This window comes from Citrobacter sp. Cb031, from assembly GCF_030336725.1.
GTDB classification, from domain to species: Bacteria; Pseudomonadota; Gammaproteobacteria; order Enterobacterales; family Enterobacteriaceae; genus Citrobacter; species Citrobacter braakii.
The window spans coordinates 1-17,457 of record NZ_JAOWDA010000034.1; the positions used below are offsets into that span (position 1 = coordinate 1).

The 17,457-nt window shown below is 47.4% G+C and carries 9 protein-coding genes and 1 pseudogene; 2 read left to right on the forward strand and 8 right to left on the reverse strand.

What is annotated here, in order from left to right; genetic code table 11:
- Positions 1-435 precede the first annotated feature (435 nt).
- A complete protein-coding gene (gene ldtA, locus OGV93_RS16370) occupies positions 436-1,365 on the forward strand; it encodes a L,D-transpeptidase (protein WP_016153509.1) in 930 nt (309 codons plus the stop codon).
- A gap of 23 nt (positions 1,366-1,388) precedes the next feature.
- Here the strand turns inward: ldtA and OGV93_RS16375 are convergent, their stop codons facing one another.
- The 4 genes from OGV93_RS16375 to OGV93_RS16390 form a co-directional block, all read right to left on the reverse strand.
- Positions 1,389-2,072 carry an ABC transporter ATP-binding protein gene (locus OGV93_RS16375; protein ID WP_049270582.1) on the reverse strand — a complete coding sequence of 228 codons (684 nt, stop codon included), beginning with the start codon at positions 2,070-2,072 and terminating at the stop codon, positions 1,389-1,391.
- A gap of 10 nt (positions 2,073-2,082) precedes the next feature.
- On the reverse strand, positions 2,083-3,771 hold the full coding sequence (locus OGV93_RS16380) for an ABC transporter permease (RefSeq protein ID WP_200010676.1): 1,689 nt from the start codon (positions 3,769-3,771) through the stop codon (positions 2,083-2,085).
- On the reverse strand, positions 3,755-4,792 hold the full coding sequence (locus tag OGV93_RS16385) for an extracellular solute-binding protein (protein WP_047416058.1): 1,038 nt from the start codon (positions 4,790-4,792) through the stop codon (positions 3,755-3,757). Before OGV93_RS16385 ends, OGV93_RS16380 begins: the two co-directional genes overlap by 17 nt.
- Before the next feature lie 561 nt (positions 4,793-5,353).
- A complete protein-coding gene (locus OGV93_RS16390) occupies positions 5,354-5,719 on the reverse strand; it encodes a hypothetical protein (protein ID WP_095282522.1) in 366 nt (121 codons plus the stop codon).
- A gap of 348 nt (positions 5,720-6,067) precedes the next feature.
- Between OGV93_RS16390 and OGV93_RS16395 the strand changes: the two genes are divergently transcribed.
- Entirely contained in the window at positions 6,068-7,528 is a 1,461-nt protein-coding gene (locus OGV93_RS16395; protein ID WP_095282521.1) for a hypothetical protein, read from the forward strand.
- A gap of 20 nt (positions 7,529-7,548) precedes the next feature.
- On the opposite strand, the pseudogene OGV93_RS16400 reads toward OGV93_RS16395, so the two are convergent.
- From OGV93_RS16400 to OGV93_RS16415, 4 genes and pseudogenes are all read right to left on the reverse strand, one after another.
- Positions 7,549-7,752: pseudogene (locus OGV93_RS16400) on the reverse strand (IS3 family transposase); the annotation flags it as partial.
- Positions 7,753-8,013: 261 nt separating this feature from the next.
- A complete protein-coding gene (locus OGV93_RS16405; protein ID WP_189088905.1) occupies positions 8,014-13,554 on the reverse strand; it encodes a DEAD/DEAH box helicase family protein in 5,541 nt (1,846 codons plus the stop codon).
- 14 nt (positions 13,555-13,568) lie between these two features.
- On the reverse strand, positions 13,569-14,633 hold the full coding sequence (gene druD, locus OGV93_RS16410; protein ID WP_095282518.1) for a Druantia-type antiviral defence protein DruD: 1,065 nt from the start codon (positions 14,631-14,633) through the stop codon (positions 13,569-13,571).
- Complete coding sequence (locus tag OGV93_RS16415; protein WP_287109785.1) at positions 14,630-17,455, reverse strand: hypothetical protein; 2,826 nt, start codon at positions 17,453-17,455, stop codon at positions 14,630-14,632. The genes druD and OGV93_RS16415 overlap by 4 nt, the downstream gene beginning before the upstream one ends.
- Positions 17,456-17,457 lie beyond the last annotated feature (2 nt).

Sequence of the window (17,457 nt, forward strand, 5' to 3'; positions counted from 1 at the left end):
CCGGCTGAAAATTGCCGACGTGTTTCCGTAAGGCCGGGAGAACCCGCAGGGATGCGGGTTCAGGGCGCGTTTTGCAGGGAGGCTACCTCGCGCCCGGCCCGGTAGCCTGGAGGAATAAACGGAGGGGACCGCGGAGTGGCAATTTTCCCGCCAGGAGCCGGGATTGTAAAGGGCGTGGCGGAGAACGCCCTTTACACGTTCACAGGAATCGGTGTTTCAGAGAAACGATGCACATGAGGTGAACGGAACCCTTACCGTGAGATAGCATATTCATAACTTCTGCCAACACAGGTGATGCTTTCTGATACAGAGGCGTTAACTGAACTGCATTAGCTTCAGGCGGCTTTTTTATGCGGATTTTAGGCGTAACCCACTAAAACAGATAATAAAAGCTATAATTAACGGATATCTGCTGCGGCGAAGGAAAGGAAAAAGATGCGTCGTGTAAAACTGCTTTGTTCACTCATTATGCTGCTCGTGAGTCAGAGCGCGCAGGCGGTGAGTTATCCGCTCCCGCCTGAAGGCAGTCGCCTGGTGGGGAGCCCTTTGACCATTACGGTACCTTCAGGAAACACTCAGCCGTTGGAAGCTTTTGCCGCGCAGTACGGACAGGGGTTGAGCAATATGCTGGAGGCCAATCCCGGCGTGGATGTTTTTCTGCCTAAGTCTGGCTCGACGCTGGTTGTGCCACAGCAACTGATATTACCGGATACTGTACGCGAGGGGATCGTAATCAACGTCGCAGAAATGCGCCTTTACTATTATCCCGCTGGCAGCAATACGGTTGAGGTTTTACCCATTGGCATTGGCCAGGCGGGTAGAGAAACGCCGCGTAACTGGGTGACGGCGGTAGAACGTAAGCAGGAAGCACCAAGCTGGACGCCTACGCCGAATACCCGGCGCGAATACGCAGCACGTGGGGAAAGCCTGCCGGCGTTTGTTCCTGCCGGGCCTGATAACCCGATGGGACTGTATGCGATTTATATCGGCAGGCTTTATGCCATTCATGGCACAAATGCGAATTTCGGTATTGGTCTGCGGGTAAGTCAGGGGTGTATCCGTTTACGTAATGACGACATTAAATATCTGTTTGATACCGTACCGGTAGGGACGCGTGTGCAACTGATAGACCGACCGGTGAAATACAGCGTAGAGCCGGACGGTAGTCGCTGGGTGGAAGTGCATGAACCACTGTCACGAAACCGGTCGGAATACGAGTCTGACAGAAAAGTTCCCTTGCCAGTCACCCCCGCGCTGCGCACCTTCATCAGCGGGAATGACGTGGATATGAGTCGCGGAAATCAGGCACTGGAAAGACGCTCCGGCATGCCGGTGAATATCAGTCTGATTCAGACCCATTACTAATTTTCAAGGCGACCCTGTGACCTTCAGCCTGGGTGGGTCGCTTTTTTAATTTGATATTGTCCCATTTTTACCACGCCAATATGGTCTGCCATTAGCTGCGCCTCGTGTTCGCTGTGTGTAACCAGCAGTGCCGTTTGCCCGGCGGCACGCAAAATATCCCGCACCTCGTTGCCAAGACGCTCGCGCGTGCGCTTATCAAGGCTGGAGAAAGGCTCATCGAGCAGCAGGATTTCCGGATGCGGCGCCAGCGCGCGCGCAAGAGCGATACGCTGCTGTTGACCGCCGGACAGTTCATGCGGATAACGGCCGGCATGACTGTGCAACTCAACCATTTTTAACAGCTCCGCCACCCGGACCTGCTGCTGCTCACGCGGCATACGTCGTAACCCAAAGGCCACGTTTTGTTGCGCGGTCAGGTGAGGGAATAACGCATATTCCTGAAAGACCATGCCGACATGCCGTTTTTCCGGCGGCAGATGAACACCGGAACCGGCAACGCGGCGCTGCGACACATAGATCTCTCCGCTTCGCAGCCGTTCAAATCCGGCAACTGCGCGTAACACGGTGGTTTTTCCGCAACCTGAAGCGCCCAGTAGACAGGCGATCTCTCCTTTACGTACCGACATTGAAAACCCGCTCAGCACCGATTGCTGACTGTTGCCGTAGGCAACATGCACATCCTGGAGTCGTAATGCAATTTCTGACATTGTTACTCTCTTAACCACGGCGAGTCATCTGGTGACGCACCAACAAAATAACCGGTAGCGTGCCAGCTAAAACAATCATTAGCGCGGCGATAGCACCTTCTTCATAGGTTCCACGGGCGGCTTCTGCATACAGCAACGTTGCCAGCGTTTCGAAGTTTACCGGGCGCAACAGCAACGTTGTTGGCAGTTCTTTCATGGCATCGGCAAAAACCAGCAGGGCGCTACTCACTAACGCCGGGCGCAGCAATGGGAAATGAACCCGTGCAAATGTGCCCGCACCATTCTCACCCAACAGACGAGAAGCCTGCTCCAGCGAAGGCGGAATGCGGCCCAAGCCGGAATCCAGTGCGCCGATAGCAATCGCCTGGAAACGCATGGCACAACAAATTACCAGCAGGATCCCGGCGGACATCAGCGGCAGGCCGCGAACATCCAGTAAATCTGCCAGCCAGCGGTCGACTGCCATGGCGGGGGTTAAAAAACCAATTGCCAGAATTGTACCGGGAACCGCGTAGCCTAAAGAAGCCAGACGCATTACACCACGGCGAAATCCTGGCATCGCGTTGTCTGCGGCGCTATGCCGCGCGCTCCAGGCTACCAACATACTGACGCAAACCACCACCAACGTGGTTCCCGCGGCCAGTGATAACGTATTTTGTAATGCAGACAGTAACGAGGAGGATATAGGGCTCTCGTCACCTATACGTTTGGCGCTTTCCCAGATTAAAAACAGCACCGGGGCCAGAAAGCCCAGCACAACCGGCAGCGAAATAACGACACCGAGTAGCCAGCCACGCCAGCCTTGCACGCGGGTGGGTTGAATTTCCCGCAGGCTACGGCTGCTGAATCCCTGTTTTCTGCGGCCATAAAATTCCAGCGTCAGAATAAAGAATATAAACATCAGCATCATGCAGGCGATTTGCGCTGCGGCAGATAAATCAGAGCGAGAGATCCATGTGGTGTATACGGTAACGGTTAACGTTTGTACCCCGAGAAATTCCGACGCGCCAATATCGTTAAGCGTCTCCAGCAGCGCCAGACTGATCCCGACGGCCAGTGCCGGGCGTGCCATGGGGAGTGCAACACGAAAAAAGGTCCCGGTTGCGCTGCATCCCAGCGTACGCGCTGCTTCCAATAGATGGGCCGGCTGGCTGATAAACATGGCGCGGGTTGTCAGGTACACGTAAGGATAAAGTACTAATCCGAGCAAGATTATTGCGCCGGAAAGGGAACGTAAATCGGGCAGGCGGAACTGTCGCGGGCTGTCAAAGCCCAGTAAGAAACGGATAAAGGTTTGCAGGGGGCCAATCGGATGCAGCAGATCGAGCCATGCGAAGGCAACGATGTAGGTCGGCATTGCCAGCGGCAACAGCAGCGCCCAACTGAGAATTTTTCGCCCAGGGAAATCCCATGCCGTTACCGCCCATGCGCTGCCTACGCCAATGACGCCAACCATTATCGCGACACCCGTTAGCAACAGCACGGTGTTTTTGAGCGCTGAAGGCAGTACATATGTCATAAGATTATCCCAGTGGGATAAATCAGCCTGGGTGGCCTGCCAGATCAGCGCAACGATGGGGGTCAGGACGCCAAGCGCGACGCACAACGCGCCAAGATGCAACGGCGTTAATAATGACTGCGGCCCGGAAACCAGGCCGCGTAACGTCGGAAACTGCAGCGATTTATTGATCGAATCCAACTTTATCTACCAGCAAGCTAGCTTGTTTACGATACTTCACGATCTCGGTGAGCGGCGTTTTATCGACGTCGATTTCACCGATTGTGGCGCTAATGACCGGGTCAAGCGTTACGCCTTTCAGTACCGGATATTCGAAGTTCGCTTTCGCATACTGCTGCTGGGCAGGCGCGGAAACCAGATATTCCATCAGCTTAACGGCATCGGTTTTATTTGGCGCATAGCGGGCAACGGCAGCGCCGCTGATGTTGACGTGCGTACCGCCATTTTCAAAGGTTGGTTTAACGACTTTAATGGCATCGCCCCACTGACGAGCATCGCTGCCTTCTTTGGCGTTTTTCATATGGCCGACATAATAGGAGTTGGCCAGACCAATATCACAAATTCCACCGAGGATATCGCGGGCAACATCGCGATCGCCGCCGGTGGCTTTACGCGCCAGGTTAGCCTTGACACCGCGTAGCCATTCTTCGGTTTTAGCTTCACCATGATGGGCAATCATCGCGGCGATCAGCGCCGTGTTGTAGGGGTGCTGACCGGAACGAATACAAACTTTACCTTTGTATTCTGGGCTGGCGAGCTGTTCGTAATGCCAGTTATCGATTGGCAGCGACTTCTCGGCATACAGTACGCGGGCGCGCATAGAAAGCGCAAACCACTGATTATCCGCGCCGCGCAGATTCGCCGGAATGGCGGCTTTCAGCGCTTCTGACTCTACCGGCTGGGTGACGCCAGCTTCAACCAAATCGATGAGATTTCCGGCATCGACGGTCATCAGCAGGTCGGCAGGGGAGTTTTTGCCTTCCGCCTTAACACGCTCAAGCATACCGTCTTTGATATAGACCGTACTTACTTTGATACCGCTGGTTTTAGTCCAGCTATCAAGTAAAGGCTGGATCAGGCCCGGTTCACGGGTGGTGTAAAGCGTTAGCGTTTCCTGAGCGAAAGCCGGCAGGCTGACAGAGAAGAGGAGGGCAGAGGCAAGCGTGATACGGCGCAATCCGGTGCGAGTCAGAGCATTCATCGTTTTTATCCCAGAGTAATTGGAACATACAGTGAACCGAGTCGGGGCTCGTTCTTTTGGCTCGCGTACAATAAATGATAATCACTAGCACTTACAATAATTGCAAAGTTTAAACGATTTACATTTACACAACTTTAATCAACGATGTGATGCGGCATGGAATGGGGAGTTATGGCAGACTGAGCGCTTATAGAGGCAGCTTTTACACAGACGTTAAAAGCAAAAAGCCCGCTTAAGTTTCCTTAAGCGGGCTTCTTAAATTTGGCTCCTCTGACTGGGATCGCCTTTGCCAGCAAGTGGCTAATAATTAAGCTAAACCGGAATATTCATCCTGTCAAGACCACCAGAATGACCACCAATAGGCCGGGTTACATAAATTGATTTGAACTTGGCAGTCGTAACGATGGTTATATCTACAAGGGTAGTCTGCTCTGTACCAACAGTGACCTGCCCCCGCTGATTTATACACCCGATATTAGTAATTTCTTCATCAGCAACGTACAGGCGAGCCTACTATCCCGTTAAGGAGATTAGCAGGGAGTACTCGCCGTAGGACCCCTCTTATTTTTTATCGGGGGGATTAAGTTGTACTGATACTGATGGTTGCGATGTGTTTGCAAATGCTGCGGCTACTTCTTGCGTATACGTTTCAACTACCGTGGGTAGTGCTTCTTTCAACGAAATCCCTGGATTAGCAATCGTAACCGTTGTAGTTTTCTCAGTTACTTCAACAATCCCACCGTTTCCAGCCACAATATGGCTAGTACCATTATCTTGATAGATCGTTCCGTTATCGAATACGATCTTTTGAGCGCTAATTTTAGTTGCACCAGCATGTATCTCATTAGCTTGCGCTACAAGTTGGGGAATATCCGCAACTGAAGTGCTGGGCAAATTTTGGGGGTTGGGATTTACATCGTTTGCCATGTAAGCCTCCTCGGCTGATTCTTTGCGGCGTATGCTATAAATAGCAACTCCGATGGTGTCACCATGCTTCGTAAAAACCATAGTAAACGGATTCAATGCTCGATAACGATAGATACTCGCTACTGAGTATCTCCTACAATATCAGCTCTATCTGGGTATGCAATGTCTATTTTTTTATAGAAAAAATACTATAACTACTAGTTTAGGGTAAGGTTTTTTGTTTTTTGTTTGGATTTCCATACCCTATTCTTGGTGTTTTTTACTTTACTGTAGATATTGGTTGTTTTATGATATGAATTGGGTGTTGTTATCTTTTTTTCGACTAGGTTTGGCGACATAAGCAGAGGAGTGATAAAAATTAAAAATAATCAAAAATATAAGAATGTTTTTGGTATAGATGTGAAAGCATTAATTAGTGCCACACAGAACATCCAGAAAATGGCTTGGGAACAGGTGCTTTTGCTGGCTATCTATAGCAGACAACAATACATAAGCCATGGTGCCCAGGGGTTTAAAAATCGTATTCAACTTGTGCATGAAGCTAAAAAATATGAGAACGTGTGTGATGATGTACTGAAATTATTAGCGGAGGGGAAGGGAAGTAATGAGATTGTGGGTATGCTGTTGAAAGACGAGAGGATGGGGCGCATATCACTGCTGCAAGAGATTGAGAAAAAGGGAATTGCTTTTGCTTCTGATAATGAAGTTCACCCTTATTCTTATTATGCGATGTATACTATTCTGCGTGATCCTCTATCTGTTTTTCATCCTCTGCTTGCTTTCGATAATTTATCTTTGTCTACATACATCGTCCAAACTTGGCAAGATATAAACAAAAGTCCCTTTCTGATATTTGAGACAGATAACCCATTATTTAATAGTAACCTGAGCCTTGACGAGTTAACTGATCTCATTGAAAAGAGAAATAACGACGAAGATACGGCAGCATTTCAATCTGAAGTTAAAGGTCGTTTGGCGAAAAAGATTGGTAAGCATTTGAAAGCGACTTTTGATCAGTTGATCTGGCCTACTCAGATGAATTCTGAACCAGTTTCACTCTTCAAAGAGATGTGCACTTCGATAAAGGATAAACATCAGTTCCGTATGGATTTTAATGCGGATATGCTCAATAACATGATTAATCTTGGGCAGATTGATAGCGTAATGGAGGCTATAAAGGCAGAGATCCTTGAGGCATATAATAAATCATCGACTGTTGATCTTTGGGGGCGACAAGAACACAAACATTCTGCCGGAGTGATAGATGCTCTAAGTAACTGGTATAAAAGTGTTAATACAGGATTAATAAAAAAAATGGAGCAGGTTCCTAGACTCGTAGCTTCTTTATTAGATTTTGACCTGCGGTACGAGATAGGTATGGGGTCAGAAGGGTTTGGCCTTATTAATATGAAAAATTTTAACACTAAACTGACCACTCGGGATTATGCAAAATTAGTAACAGGTATTATTCGTCACACTCTGTTCAACATGGGCGTTTCTTATGAACTCCAGAATTCATCGCTTCATCGCTATCAAAGCGTAGAAGACTATTTTTCAGGTATTCCTGACGTAGAGGAAAACACGTCACCAGAATTGTCGCTGATGAAAGTTTGGGCTGAACAAGAGATTGGGCCAATGCTCGAGAGGTTTAAAAAATTACCTTGTTACCTCAAGCCTTATTCTAAGGTTGAATTCGTGAACAGTAAAATACATCAACAGAAGCGTCTTAGTCGAGATGAGGCTAATCCATATCCGATCAATTCTCTTTTCCCATTACCTTTATGGGCAAAGTTGACTGACAAACAGTAATAGATATCGACTTGTTCATTTTACTCTTTAGATATTATGAATGAATCGCCACGGATAATCCAGACACTTCCAAGTCGTTGATAATACTGGTTTTCATATTCTGTCGGTGACATCTGATCGCTAGAACCATGCCGACGCTTACTGTTATAAAACATTTCGATGTAATCAAAAATATCGCTGCGGGCTTCTTCCCGCGTTCCGTAGATCTTTTTCTTTATTTGATGAAGCCGCAAAATTCGGTGCCAAAGTTGAACGATTGTTGCGTATTCATACCGTTCTCAAGTTGAGCGATAACGATCTACTCTATACGAAAGACTGGAGGGAGTAGCAATAGTTAATTGATATGTATTAACAATAATTACTGGCTAGAATAGCCAGTAATTAGAATAAATGACTAGTACATTATCAATATTTTCTTTTAATGAACAATTTCGTAAATGGGCGGCGAGGACTCCGTCGCCGCCAAGTGTAAATTCACTATGGTCTTATCTCAGTTTTCCTCGAAGTTGCAAACTTGCCTCTGGTAAATGTCTACGAATAATAAGGTCATCTGCGCACTCCATTTTTTCTGACCCTTGAGGACTAAGTTTCTGGAGTTTATGATCTGTCGGAATCGCCGGGGCTAGTGGCGAACTGAGTGATATCCAAGTTTCTGCGCCCGTAGCCAGGCGTGTAGCAACAATTGGAATTACTATAGCTCCAGCTTCATTGTCATATCGTTGAACTTCACGAGAGAAAGAAAATTCGGTTCCATACTGCCGAATCAGATCACGGGCGAGAAGATCAAGCGATCGTCGAGTACGCTCGGCAGGATAAGGCGGATATCCACCATCAAACGCATGTTCAATAAACTGAATGCCGAGTTTGCGATCTAGGAGCGAGTGGTCCATTCGATTGCGGAAACTTTGCAGGCAGCGATAGCAGGATGTGTCGCAGTTTTCTGGACAACTTGCTAGAAGATTTCGCGTGTGCTCAAACAATTCTCTTGCCCGATTCACAAGTTCGGTCGAAAACCCTGCACCTCCTGCCAATGTGTCATATAGGAAAATTTCAACTTCGTTACCGCTTGCGCCTTTTTCTGTCAAAGCTGGGCGGTATTCGGCTAGAACTTCTCCCGGTTCAATATCTAGTGTTTGACACGCAGCCTTGGCCATAGCTTCGCATAGTGTTCTAAGTACAGAATCAGCTTCTATACTGCCGGGCAAGAGTTGGAACGGCTCTGTTAGCGGGAATGAAAATAATGCAATGTCAGTTTTGAAATCAGTCCCAAGAATTACGTGACGTTTTGCCGCTCCTCCTGGGCAGATGGAGCCTTCTTCACTGCGGAATGGTGTAGCGTGTGGTTGGGAGAGTAGTTCCTCAGGAGCCGCCGATGACTCGATTCGACCACAGGCGAGACAATAATCGTAGCCATCTTTATCGACACCAGTATTTGATACTAAGAGAAATTCTCTCACTTTGAAAGCACGCACCCGCTCGGATACCTGAATCCAGCTCTTGTCAGGATTCGGCGTTTGCATAACTAACTTGGCGCGCGTCGCTCTTGCGGTCTCGTTTGGTGAGTCTGGCTCAGTTTCCGGCGGTGTATCGATTGGGTGCGCAAAGCCGACAGGACGGAACCAGACCCTTGCCGGGCCGAAAGAGTTGGGTGTGTTGCAGGCTGGACAAGTCTCTGTCGTGTTCTCCCTCTCTTTTAAGTAATCGTCAGTCCTTGCATGGGAGCAAGTGCTGCACTCGAAGTAGAGTTTTCGTTTTCCCCAAGCGTCCCGTCGTTCGGCTGGATAAGGAGAATATATAGCTTTGGATGTATACTGTTTGCCGTTTATCCAGAGTTGCTTGTTTGGTGCGTATTGAGATAGAGCCAGTGCAAGCCCCTGAGCGGGAGCATAATCTATAACCGATGTAAACGGGGTTGATCTCTCTTGATTGAAAACGTGAAATGCCACAACATCGGTTGGAAACGCATACCGTGGAACTACTCCCCGGTAAAGGAGACGGTCAAGTAGTTTATCCGTGGCGGGATCAACAATATGTACGTTATCCTCCGACTCGGTCATTATCTCATTCTCGGTTTGATCATCAGAGTCGTCCTTACTTTTTTCTAGGGCGGCGTTGACATCTTGGTTCTCTGATTGAATAAAATCTATGGCTTCGTCAATCGTATCTGTCGCGTCAACCATCATTTCAGCAATCAACCTATGGCGATCATCTGGCGACAACTCAGTGGGTAGCCAGCGATCAGCCGCGTTAGCGAGGTCTTGTGCATTATCTTCCAGCCATTTAGCAAAATCATAACGATTGAGCAAAGGTCCCCGAGTTTTGAAATCACCAACTTTGCCCAAAACGGAAAACAAATTAGGATCGGCACCTGGGATTAATCTAGGAATACGGTCTTCATGATAGCGCTGAAGCAGATAGGCGCGAAGATGGCGTCGCGTTATTTCCGGATTTTCTAACGTAAGGCGTGGATCAATTACATTACCCCGTATCATTTCCTCTGGATCCGTAAAATAATGGTCGTCATGGCTGTCCGAGCTGCCAAATGCTACAACAGTCGCAACTGCATTAGCACGTCGGCCTGCTCGGCCAGCACGCTGCTGATAATTGGCGCGGGTTGGAGGCATATTACGAAGTGCCACGCCTGAAAGATCACCGATATCAATACCTACTTCCATAGTCGTGGTGCTTGAAAGCACATCAATAGCGGGTTCACCAGGGCGGTCCTTATCTCTCCAGGCGACATCGATATCCTGAAATCTTATTTCGTGTCGCTCAGAGTGAGAGAAGGCTTCATCCGGCTGTGCCGCTCCAAGTTGAGCTGTGTGCTCTGCTGCAATAATGGTCATTAGTTGGGGATCTTCAACATCAAGTGCTGAAGCGATAGGGTCGCGATAAAAACCACGACGTGCCTTGTAAACCTCATCTAAAGCGGGATCAAAGTTGCTCACATCAGAACTTTCACAGTCAATACATCTACTGAGAGTTCCGACTGGGCGATGAACAGATTTGCAACTATTGCATCGCTGCCACTGACCATTTAAATGAAGAGAAAGCTTCGAAGCAACTAAACGATGTCCCCCTCCCATTGTTTGCTCGGTAAAAATGGTCAGAAGAGTTGGAAGCCAATTCTTTTTGAATATTGATTTCGATTGCTTCGATACAAGAACTCGGTTCATGGCAGTAAATACCCCTTGATGGGATCTCACTCGTTCATTCCACCAAGAGTCAGGCATGTCTGAAAACCAGATTCCCGGATCAAGCGTCCAGCATCGCAGCCAAGCTCGACAGACTGTCAATTTAGCCTCCTCGGTTTCGGCGACTCCTGGTAGATCGGGAAGTTTTACAATCTTGGACGAGATTTGTGGGGGCTCGCCAATCGTGGCGATCGCCAAGGCCTCCAGATCAAGTCCCATGTTCGTATGTTTAAACGTATCGGAGATTGCCTGCATAAGACGCTGAGGGCATCGGGACAACGAACTGAGGAGTTGAAAGAGCTGTATACCTGCGGGAGATGGGCCTGGACTTGGTCCTTCTACCTCTGAAAGTGTTTCTGCATCACCAAGTTGGGGCCTTAGTCGAACGCCTAACTTATGGGCAGCCACTAAAACTGATAAGTACGCATGGTTGAGCACAAGAGTTTTGGAGAAGTCCGGATCGCGGCTAAGAATCTTATAACCCAACGGAAGAAGTGCCCGCACAGCATCACGTAAGGAATAGTTCTGAAGTGTGCCAGCCAGACGAGCGGCTACTTGGCGAGAATCAGAGAAGATTAGAACCTTACGCCCACGAAGTGGCGCAAAAGAAGTTTGATGCTGTGGACCAGGGGGCTGTATTCTTAGCTGTGATCCCAATAAAGCCTGAAACGGTTGATCGCCCTTGGTCTGATGATCTTGAACGCTAGATTGTCCATGACCTGCCATCTGGTTGCAACATGCACAAGGAGCGAATTGCCCTGGACCTGCTCCACGGGTGGTATCTTTCGAGCTATCTGTTACGGGCTTTGCAGGAGCAAGGAAGACGGTTCGATATTTCTCTCCTAGTACATCTGGATTTAGCTGGCCCGATACAAGATCATAGTAAGCGGCTTTGGCTTTATCATCTGATGGCGGTTCTTCAATAAGAAGATCAAGAGGATGAAGAGCCTCTATAAGCCCTGAAGCAGTCTCAATTCTTTCACCTTCTTTGGACCATAAATAGCGTGGCTGCGCAACATCATTTGTATAGGCCCTGGCATATGAAGTGCCACAATGACGGCAAGTATAATATTCCAAAACCGGAGCGCCGCAACTGCATCGCTCGTGTGGTTGCGAAAACAATCTTCCGGCAGGGCTTCGCCTGTCTCTGAGGGCATCGGGGCAATTGGGATCCATGCATATCCATAAGCCAGGAAGTCCACGGAAGAATGAATGTATTCTGCATGGAAGAAGGCTAGCTTCGTTTGGTGTTTTTTTCGCGCGACTCCCAAGCGCGAGTAATACCGTTGTGGCTTTTTCCAAAAGATTCGATGGTATTGTATCGTCAAAGATTATTTCTGGTAGTTTGGAGAGCGATACCGCAGCAGTCATAGTCTCATTTACAAGTCGATTAAATGGCGCGTAATCGTACAGCGCCAGATAAAGTTTAGCGTCCACATCACTTACATCTTTGACTGATACCCCTCGAAACTTTAGAAAGCTCTCAATCGCTGCCAATTGTTGACTATGGTCTGCTGAATAGAACTGTTTAAGATTAACAGCAGCAAGGGTGCTTATATCGACCATTGATCCACGGTCTTCAGGAGAACGTAACTGTAGTTCTCCTACTATTGACACGAATGATTCGGCCGATACTCCGGAAAGCTGTGCGCCGAATACACCAGCATTTTTCTTACCCTCATCACTGAAGCTTGCGGTCGAGCATATGACTTGGAACCTCTCGGCTGGTATACCAAGACGTTCTCTTAGTCTACGTATCAATAATCCGACTTCAGCACCTTGTGCTCCTCTGTAAAGATGAGCTTCATCAAGAACGATAAGAAATTTCTCGTCCGGGCAAGCGTCCAACCATTCTTTTGTTGCGTCAAATATGCCACGCTCAATGGGACGCATCATCATATATTCAAGCATCGAATAGTTTGTAATGAGAAGATCGGGTGGAGATGCATGAACTTCATGGCGTGTAATTAGTTCAGAATCGTGTGGACGGCAGATTGCTCGCTTCGCCCAAGGCACAGGCGCTTTACCCAACCAGTCGGAAACACTTTCTTTGGATGGCCATTTTCCCCGTACCTTTAAGGTATCAAAGAGTTTAGCCGCGCGGTATTCTTCCCCGTCGGAAGGGGAATGTTCATAGCGTCGTTTCGCATCCTCGATCTCACCGAAAAATTCACCAATAGATGCTAGTCGTTTACTATCTTTATTAGGTGTGCGCAGGCCCGCATATGGGGTACGGCTAGTATAACGCGCGAAGAGGACGGGACGCTTAGCCCATTTTTCGAATAGAGCAACGGTTTGAGGGGAACCAAACATTGTTCGCAATCGACTTAATTGGTCGTTCACGAGGGCGTTCATAGGATAAAGCACTAATGCGCGAACAGCATTATATTTTTTAAAGCGCTCTGGGTTCTCGCAGGCTTCAATTGCGAACTTGCCTAATATCGGTAAGAGGAATGATTCAGTTTTGCCAGAACCTGTTCCCGTCATAATCATAAGGTTTCGATTATTGTTGAGAATCTCTTGTAGGGCCTCCAATTGATGGGTATAAGGGGAAGGGTAAATTACTGGTTTTCCTGATTTTTTGTCAGAAAGAACTCTCAATGCTTCAAGTGCTGCTGGTGGCAAACTATCAATCTCATTATAAGGACTGGCGCTCTTATAGCGGGGAGTCGATTCCAGATATGGAGCCTGATAGATGCCACCGATCTGATTCAATAGCTCACGACGCTGTTTGACTATGGAAGGGTGGCCGATGTGATATGTCGCCTCGATATAATGCGTCAGGCTCTGCCGTAATTCGTCAATTGTTTGTTGTATTGTGGCTGTTTTCATTTAGTGCTCCCATACTAATCCCGAGTTAGCCAGAGGGATTCCTCTAGCCAATGAAGTTCTTCTTCACTATTATGTAAAGGCAGTGAAAATTGCAGCAAGGCGCGATGAGGCTTTAAACGTTCACCGATCAGACTAAGACGCCTAATCGCCCAAGAAGGAAGAGGAGATGTAAAGGACAGCACAGTTATCTCCTTTTCATAAACAACTCTGACCTGTTGCGGAGAGCCAGAAAGTGCATCCATCGCAGCGAGTAATCGCCACGCTTCATCACAATCTCGAAAGCGCGCATCTCCTGAATGAATATCAACGAAGCGTTGGACTAATCCGTCCCGAATTTCGGCAATGCACCACAGTCTTGCCCCGTAGCGTTGTGGGCGTCGGGCAATATAAATTCCAGCATGTTGTTCGTTTAGTGACTGCCATCTGCCTTTATAGTATGAAGTTGTATTGCTAATATCAATTATCTCAAAATTCTCTATTTTTTCCGGGTGTATATCGTTGGGGAGTCTGCTGATCCAGGATTTTACAAGTTTGTCGGCTGTAATCGAAACTGGTGCACGTAGCCATGTAATCATAGGTAACTCAATAAGTCCTAGATCGATAAGTGTTTGCCGACATGATTGCGTATTGCTTGGTGTGAGTATTCTTAAACCACTCGGGTAATAAACGAGATTAAAGTCATTTACCTGTGGCGGAGTGACATCATCACCAGCCACTCCCACTATAATGAATGTCCCATCGCTTCGAAGCACAAACGCCGGTGGAGCAGGGCGCAAAATGAGGTTCGTTTCCCCCGCGATTTCGTCCCGCATTTCAAGAAGATCACCCAAGTTGACAAGGTCGTCAATAATATCGTAGATGTGTGTCTTTAAGTTCTCAGGCTCGTCAGTTAATGGACATAGGGAATTCATTACGAGTGAGCATACTGTCCGAATCGAACAAGGAGCTTCAATGAAAACGGTTCTCCGCAACGCTTGAGCGATTAATGCATTATCAAGTTTTTGCAAGTCAGGAAGTCCTAATGAGCGAGATGAATACTTAAGGCAATCAGCTCGGCTAAGTATTTTAATATTGTTCATAAGACCTCCGTCTTAGAGCTCGTTTTCTGGCAGTGTGCCACTAGACGCGCAAAATACGCTCCGCGGATTAGTGCAGAGTTTTTCCGTAGCATATCGAATGCATTTGGTGATGCGAGGTCCGAGGGTTTCACGGTATGCGGTTGAAATGCCAATTTCAGTGCAAGACGATAGAGGATGTCTGTTTCCGGAATTTTATAAGCATGAGCCAGTCGGAAGAATTCTAGTTCAGCAGTTTCTGCATCATGATCATATTGCCAATCTTGTGCGCTCAATAAGCCTGAAGCGAATCCTTGTGAATAATAAACTCGCCTATAAAGAAATCCAATGTCCCTTTTACCAGTTTGAACCTTGTTTATATCTTCTGCCCAGTCATTACCGCATAGATATCGTTCAAGTTCTTTTTCAAGTGTGAGAATAGCGTTGCGCCGAGCCCAAAAAGCCATTGGTCCTATCAGCCTCCGAGCTCCCTGCCAATATTCCAGAGCATTGATAATGGTTAGTGGCTGTGGTTCTTCTGCGGACACATGAGTCAGAATATTCAGATCTCGAAAATCAGAAATTTGGCGCTGCGAAGCCATAGCGATCACTTCGTAAGTTTGATCATTGATGCTTGCAACAAACAAACCGCCCTTACCACGAAGCTCTAGTCCGGACAGAGCCTGTTCATAGTCCACTTCGTGACCAATTTCAACAGCGTTCAAATCATATCTCTTTACAGAAGGCAGACTTGTTTCCTCTGTATCATCGGTGAGTCGGATAGTACGTTTGTCTAAACGTAGCCACCGTAAAGGTTCTGCTTTCTTGTCGAATCGCACGCTCTCTAGGCCATATTCGTCCAACGATATGAGCAATTCTATACACGCGGAACGATCAACATGTTCAATGTAGTTGTCTGCTGTCAGTTTCTGTACGATAAGTTTAGATATTCTCTCATCGTCAACAGGAGCCTTGTAATTGCCAATCGGCTCTATATGAAAAAGCGTGCCGTCTGCGTTGAAGAAACGGATTTCCAGTTTAACAATACGCCCGGCAGGAGCCATACACCTCAGGGTGGCTGCGTGGTCAAGAAACTGCTCTAATGTGGCTCCCTGCGGTTCAAGCTTGAGGCTAACCCCTGCTTTTCCTGAGACAGTCTTTTGCCAAGGTGCCGCTAAACGCACCCTAATGAGGATTTCTTCGCTTATTATGTTGCTACCGGTAGCTACGCCGAGTGCAGATAAAGATACATAATACAAACCTATTGGAAGCTTACCGAGCGAAATGAACGTTTTTCCGTTGGGTTCCGGACGCAGATGTATAGGAGGATATTTATTAATAATGATCTGTAATTCGTCGGCTTCAACATCCGATGCTAGGTAAAACATGACAACTTCTGTGTCAAGAAACTCCAGCGCGTCATCTACATTGTTCCATCGGGCAGTCATACCTATTGATTCGGCTCGTATGCCTAACTTATATCCAAGACCAATCGACGATAATGCTGCTATTTTTCCAGCATCTACTTTCGTAGGAATTGAAAATTGCCAAACGTCGGCTCCAGTTGTCTGTGACTGAACAGGAGTAAGCGATAGACTATCGATAACTTCAGTGGGCACTGTATTCGAACAGACAAGTAAATAAGCTTGGTTAGCTTTTACATGCCGTCCCGTGACTTCAACAGCCGTACCATCTGTACGTACCTTTAGTAGTCGTAAAGTCGTTGCAGGGAAAAGCAGCCTTTCCTGCAACGAGGCTGTAACTTTTTCAAAAGGGCGATCGAATTCGAAAACAGAATGATTATCAGTTGGGTATGCCGAGAGTGGTTCTTCTGTTCCTCCGGTGTAAGAAAATAATGCCCGGCCCGGCATCCATGCATTGCCTCCACCATAATAACGAAAGCGCATATGAGAGTGTTCTAAATCAAGCGGGGATAGTCCGGCCTGACGAAGAGATGTTGCAATGTCGGGAATTACGAGCCTTAGGTTCCACTCTGTTAAACCTCTTTGCCGTGCAATTAGCCGAGGTTTTACTGTACAAGTTTTCGAGAGAGTTACATTTTCTTGGATATTTTTTGAAGAAGATATAAAGCTTGTACTATACAAATTGACGAAACGAGCCTCACGGAGTACTCGTCTTACTTCCTTTAGGCGAGTACCAAATGAACCAAGCTTATCGAAGTCGTCTATGATGCGGCGTAATGTGCTTTTCTCAATGGGGGAGATAACATCAACGACATCTTCAAGACGCATCGCCATTACAATTCGTGCTGTTAGAGTTTTTTGTTGTAAGAAACCCTCGAACCGAGATGAACCACCATGATATTCATCGCTTAGTAGTTCACCTATTTCTTCTAATGTAAGCTCATCACTTCTAGTCAGTAAATGGCGAAGATTGTATAGGTGATCGGCAAAAAAACGTTGTAGATATCTTGGCAGAATGGCTTGCGTGATTGGCCAAGAAATAATAGGAAACTGCTGTGCCCATGACCCGGAGGGGGTGACACTATTAAAATCAGTAGTAAATCGTCTATACCATATGCGGATTTGATCACGGTCTCCAAACTTAGGCCAGGAGGGAAAGGCTATAGCGAAGGAATCCCAATATTCGGTTCCGTCATATGTGTAACCTATCTCAGCAGCGGCAGCGATCCATACCAGCCAAAAAGTGCGAGTAGCACGTTTTGTTGTATTCAAGTTGGCATTGAGAAGCGATTGAGCAGTAGAAATCTCTGCTTCGCTCAGACCATGCTCGATCGCATAAACGGGATAATTTTCGGTAGTCCGCAGATCACGTAATCGAGAATAATGCTGGCATAGCCTCTCTTGAAGTTCTGCTAGATTCACTT

Coding starts and splice junctions, on each gene's coding strand:
- ldtA (WP_016153509.1), top strand. CDS start 436: ATGCGTCGTGTAAAACTGCTTTGTTCACTCATTATGCTGCTCGTGAGT.
- OGV93_RS16375 (WP_049270582.1), bottom strand. CDS start 2,072: ATGTCAGAAATTGCATTACGACTCCAGGATGTGCATGTTGCCTACGGC.
- OGV93_RS16385 (WP_047416058.1), bottom strand. CDS start 4,792: ATGAATGCTCTGACTCGCACCGGATTGCGCCGTATCACGCTTGCCTCT.
- OGV93_RS16390 (WP_095282522.1), bottom strand. CDS start 5,719: ATGGCAAACGATGTAAATCCCAACCCCCAAAATTTGCCCAGCACTTCA.
- OGV93_RS16405 (WP_189088905.1), bottom strand. CDS start 13,554: ATGAAAACAGCCACAATACAACAAACAATTGACGAATTACGGCAGAGC.
- druD (WP_095282518.1), bottom strand. CDS start 14,633: ATGAACAATATTAAAATACTTAGCCGAGCTGATTGCCTTAAGTATTCA.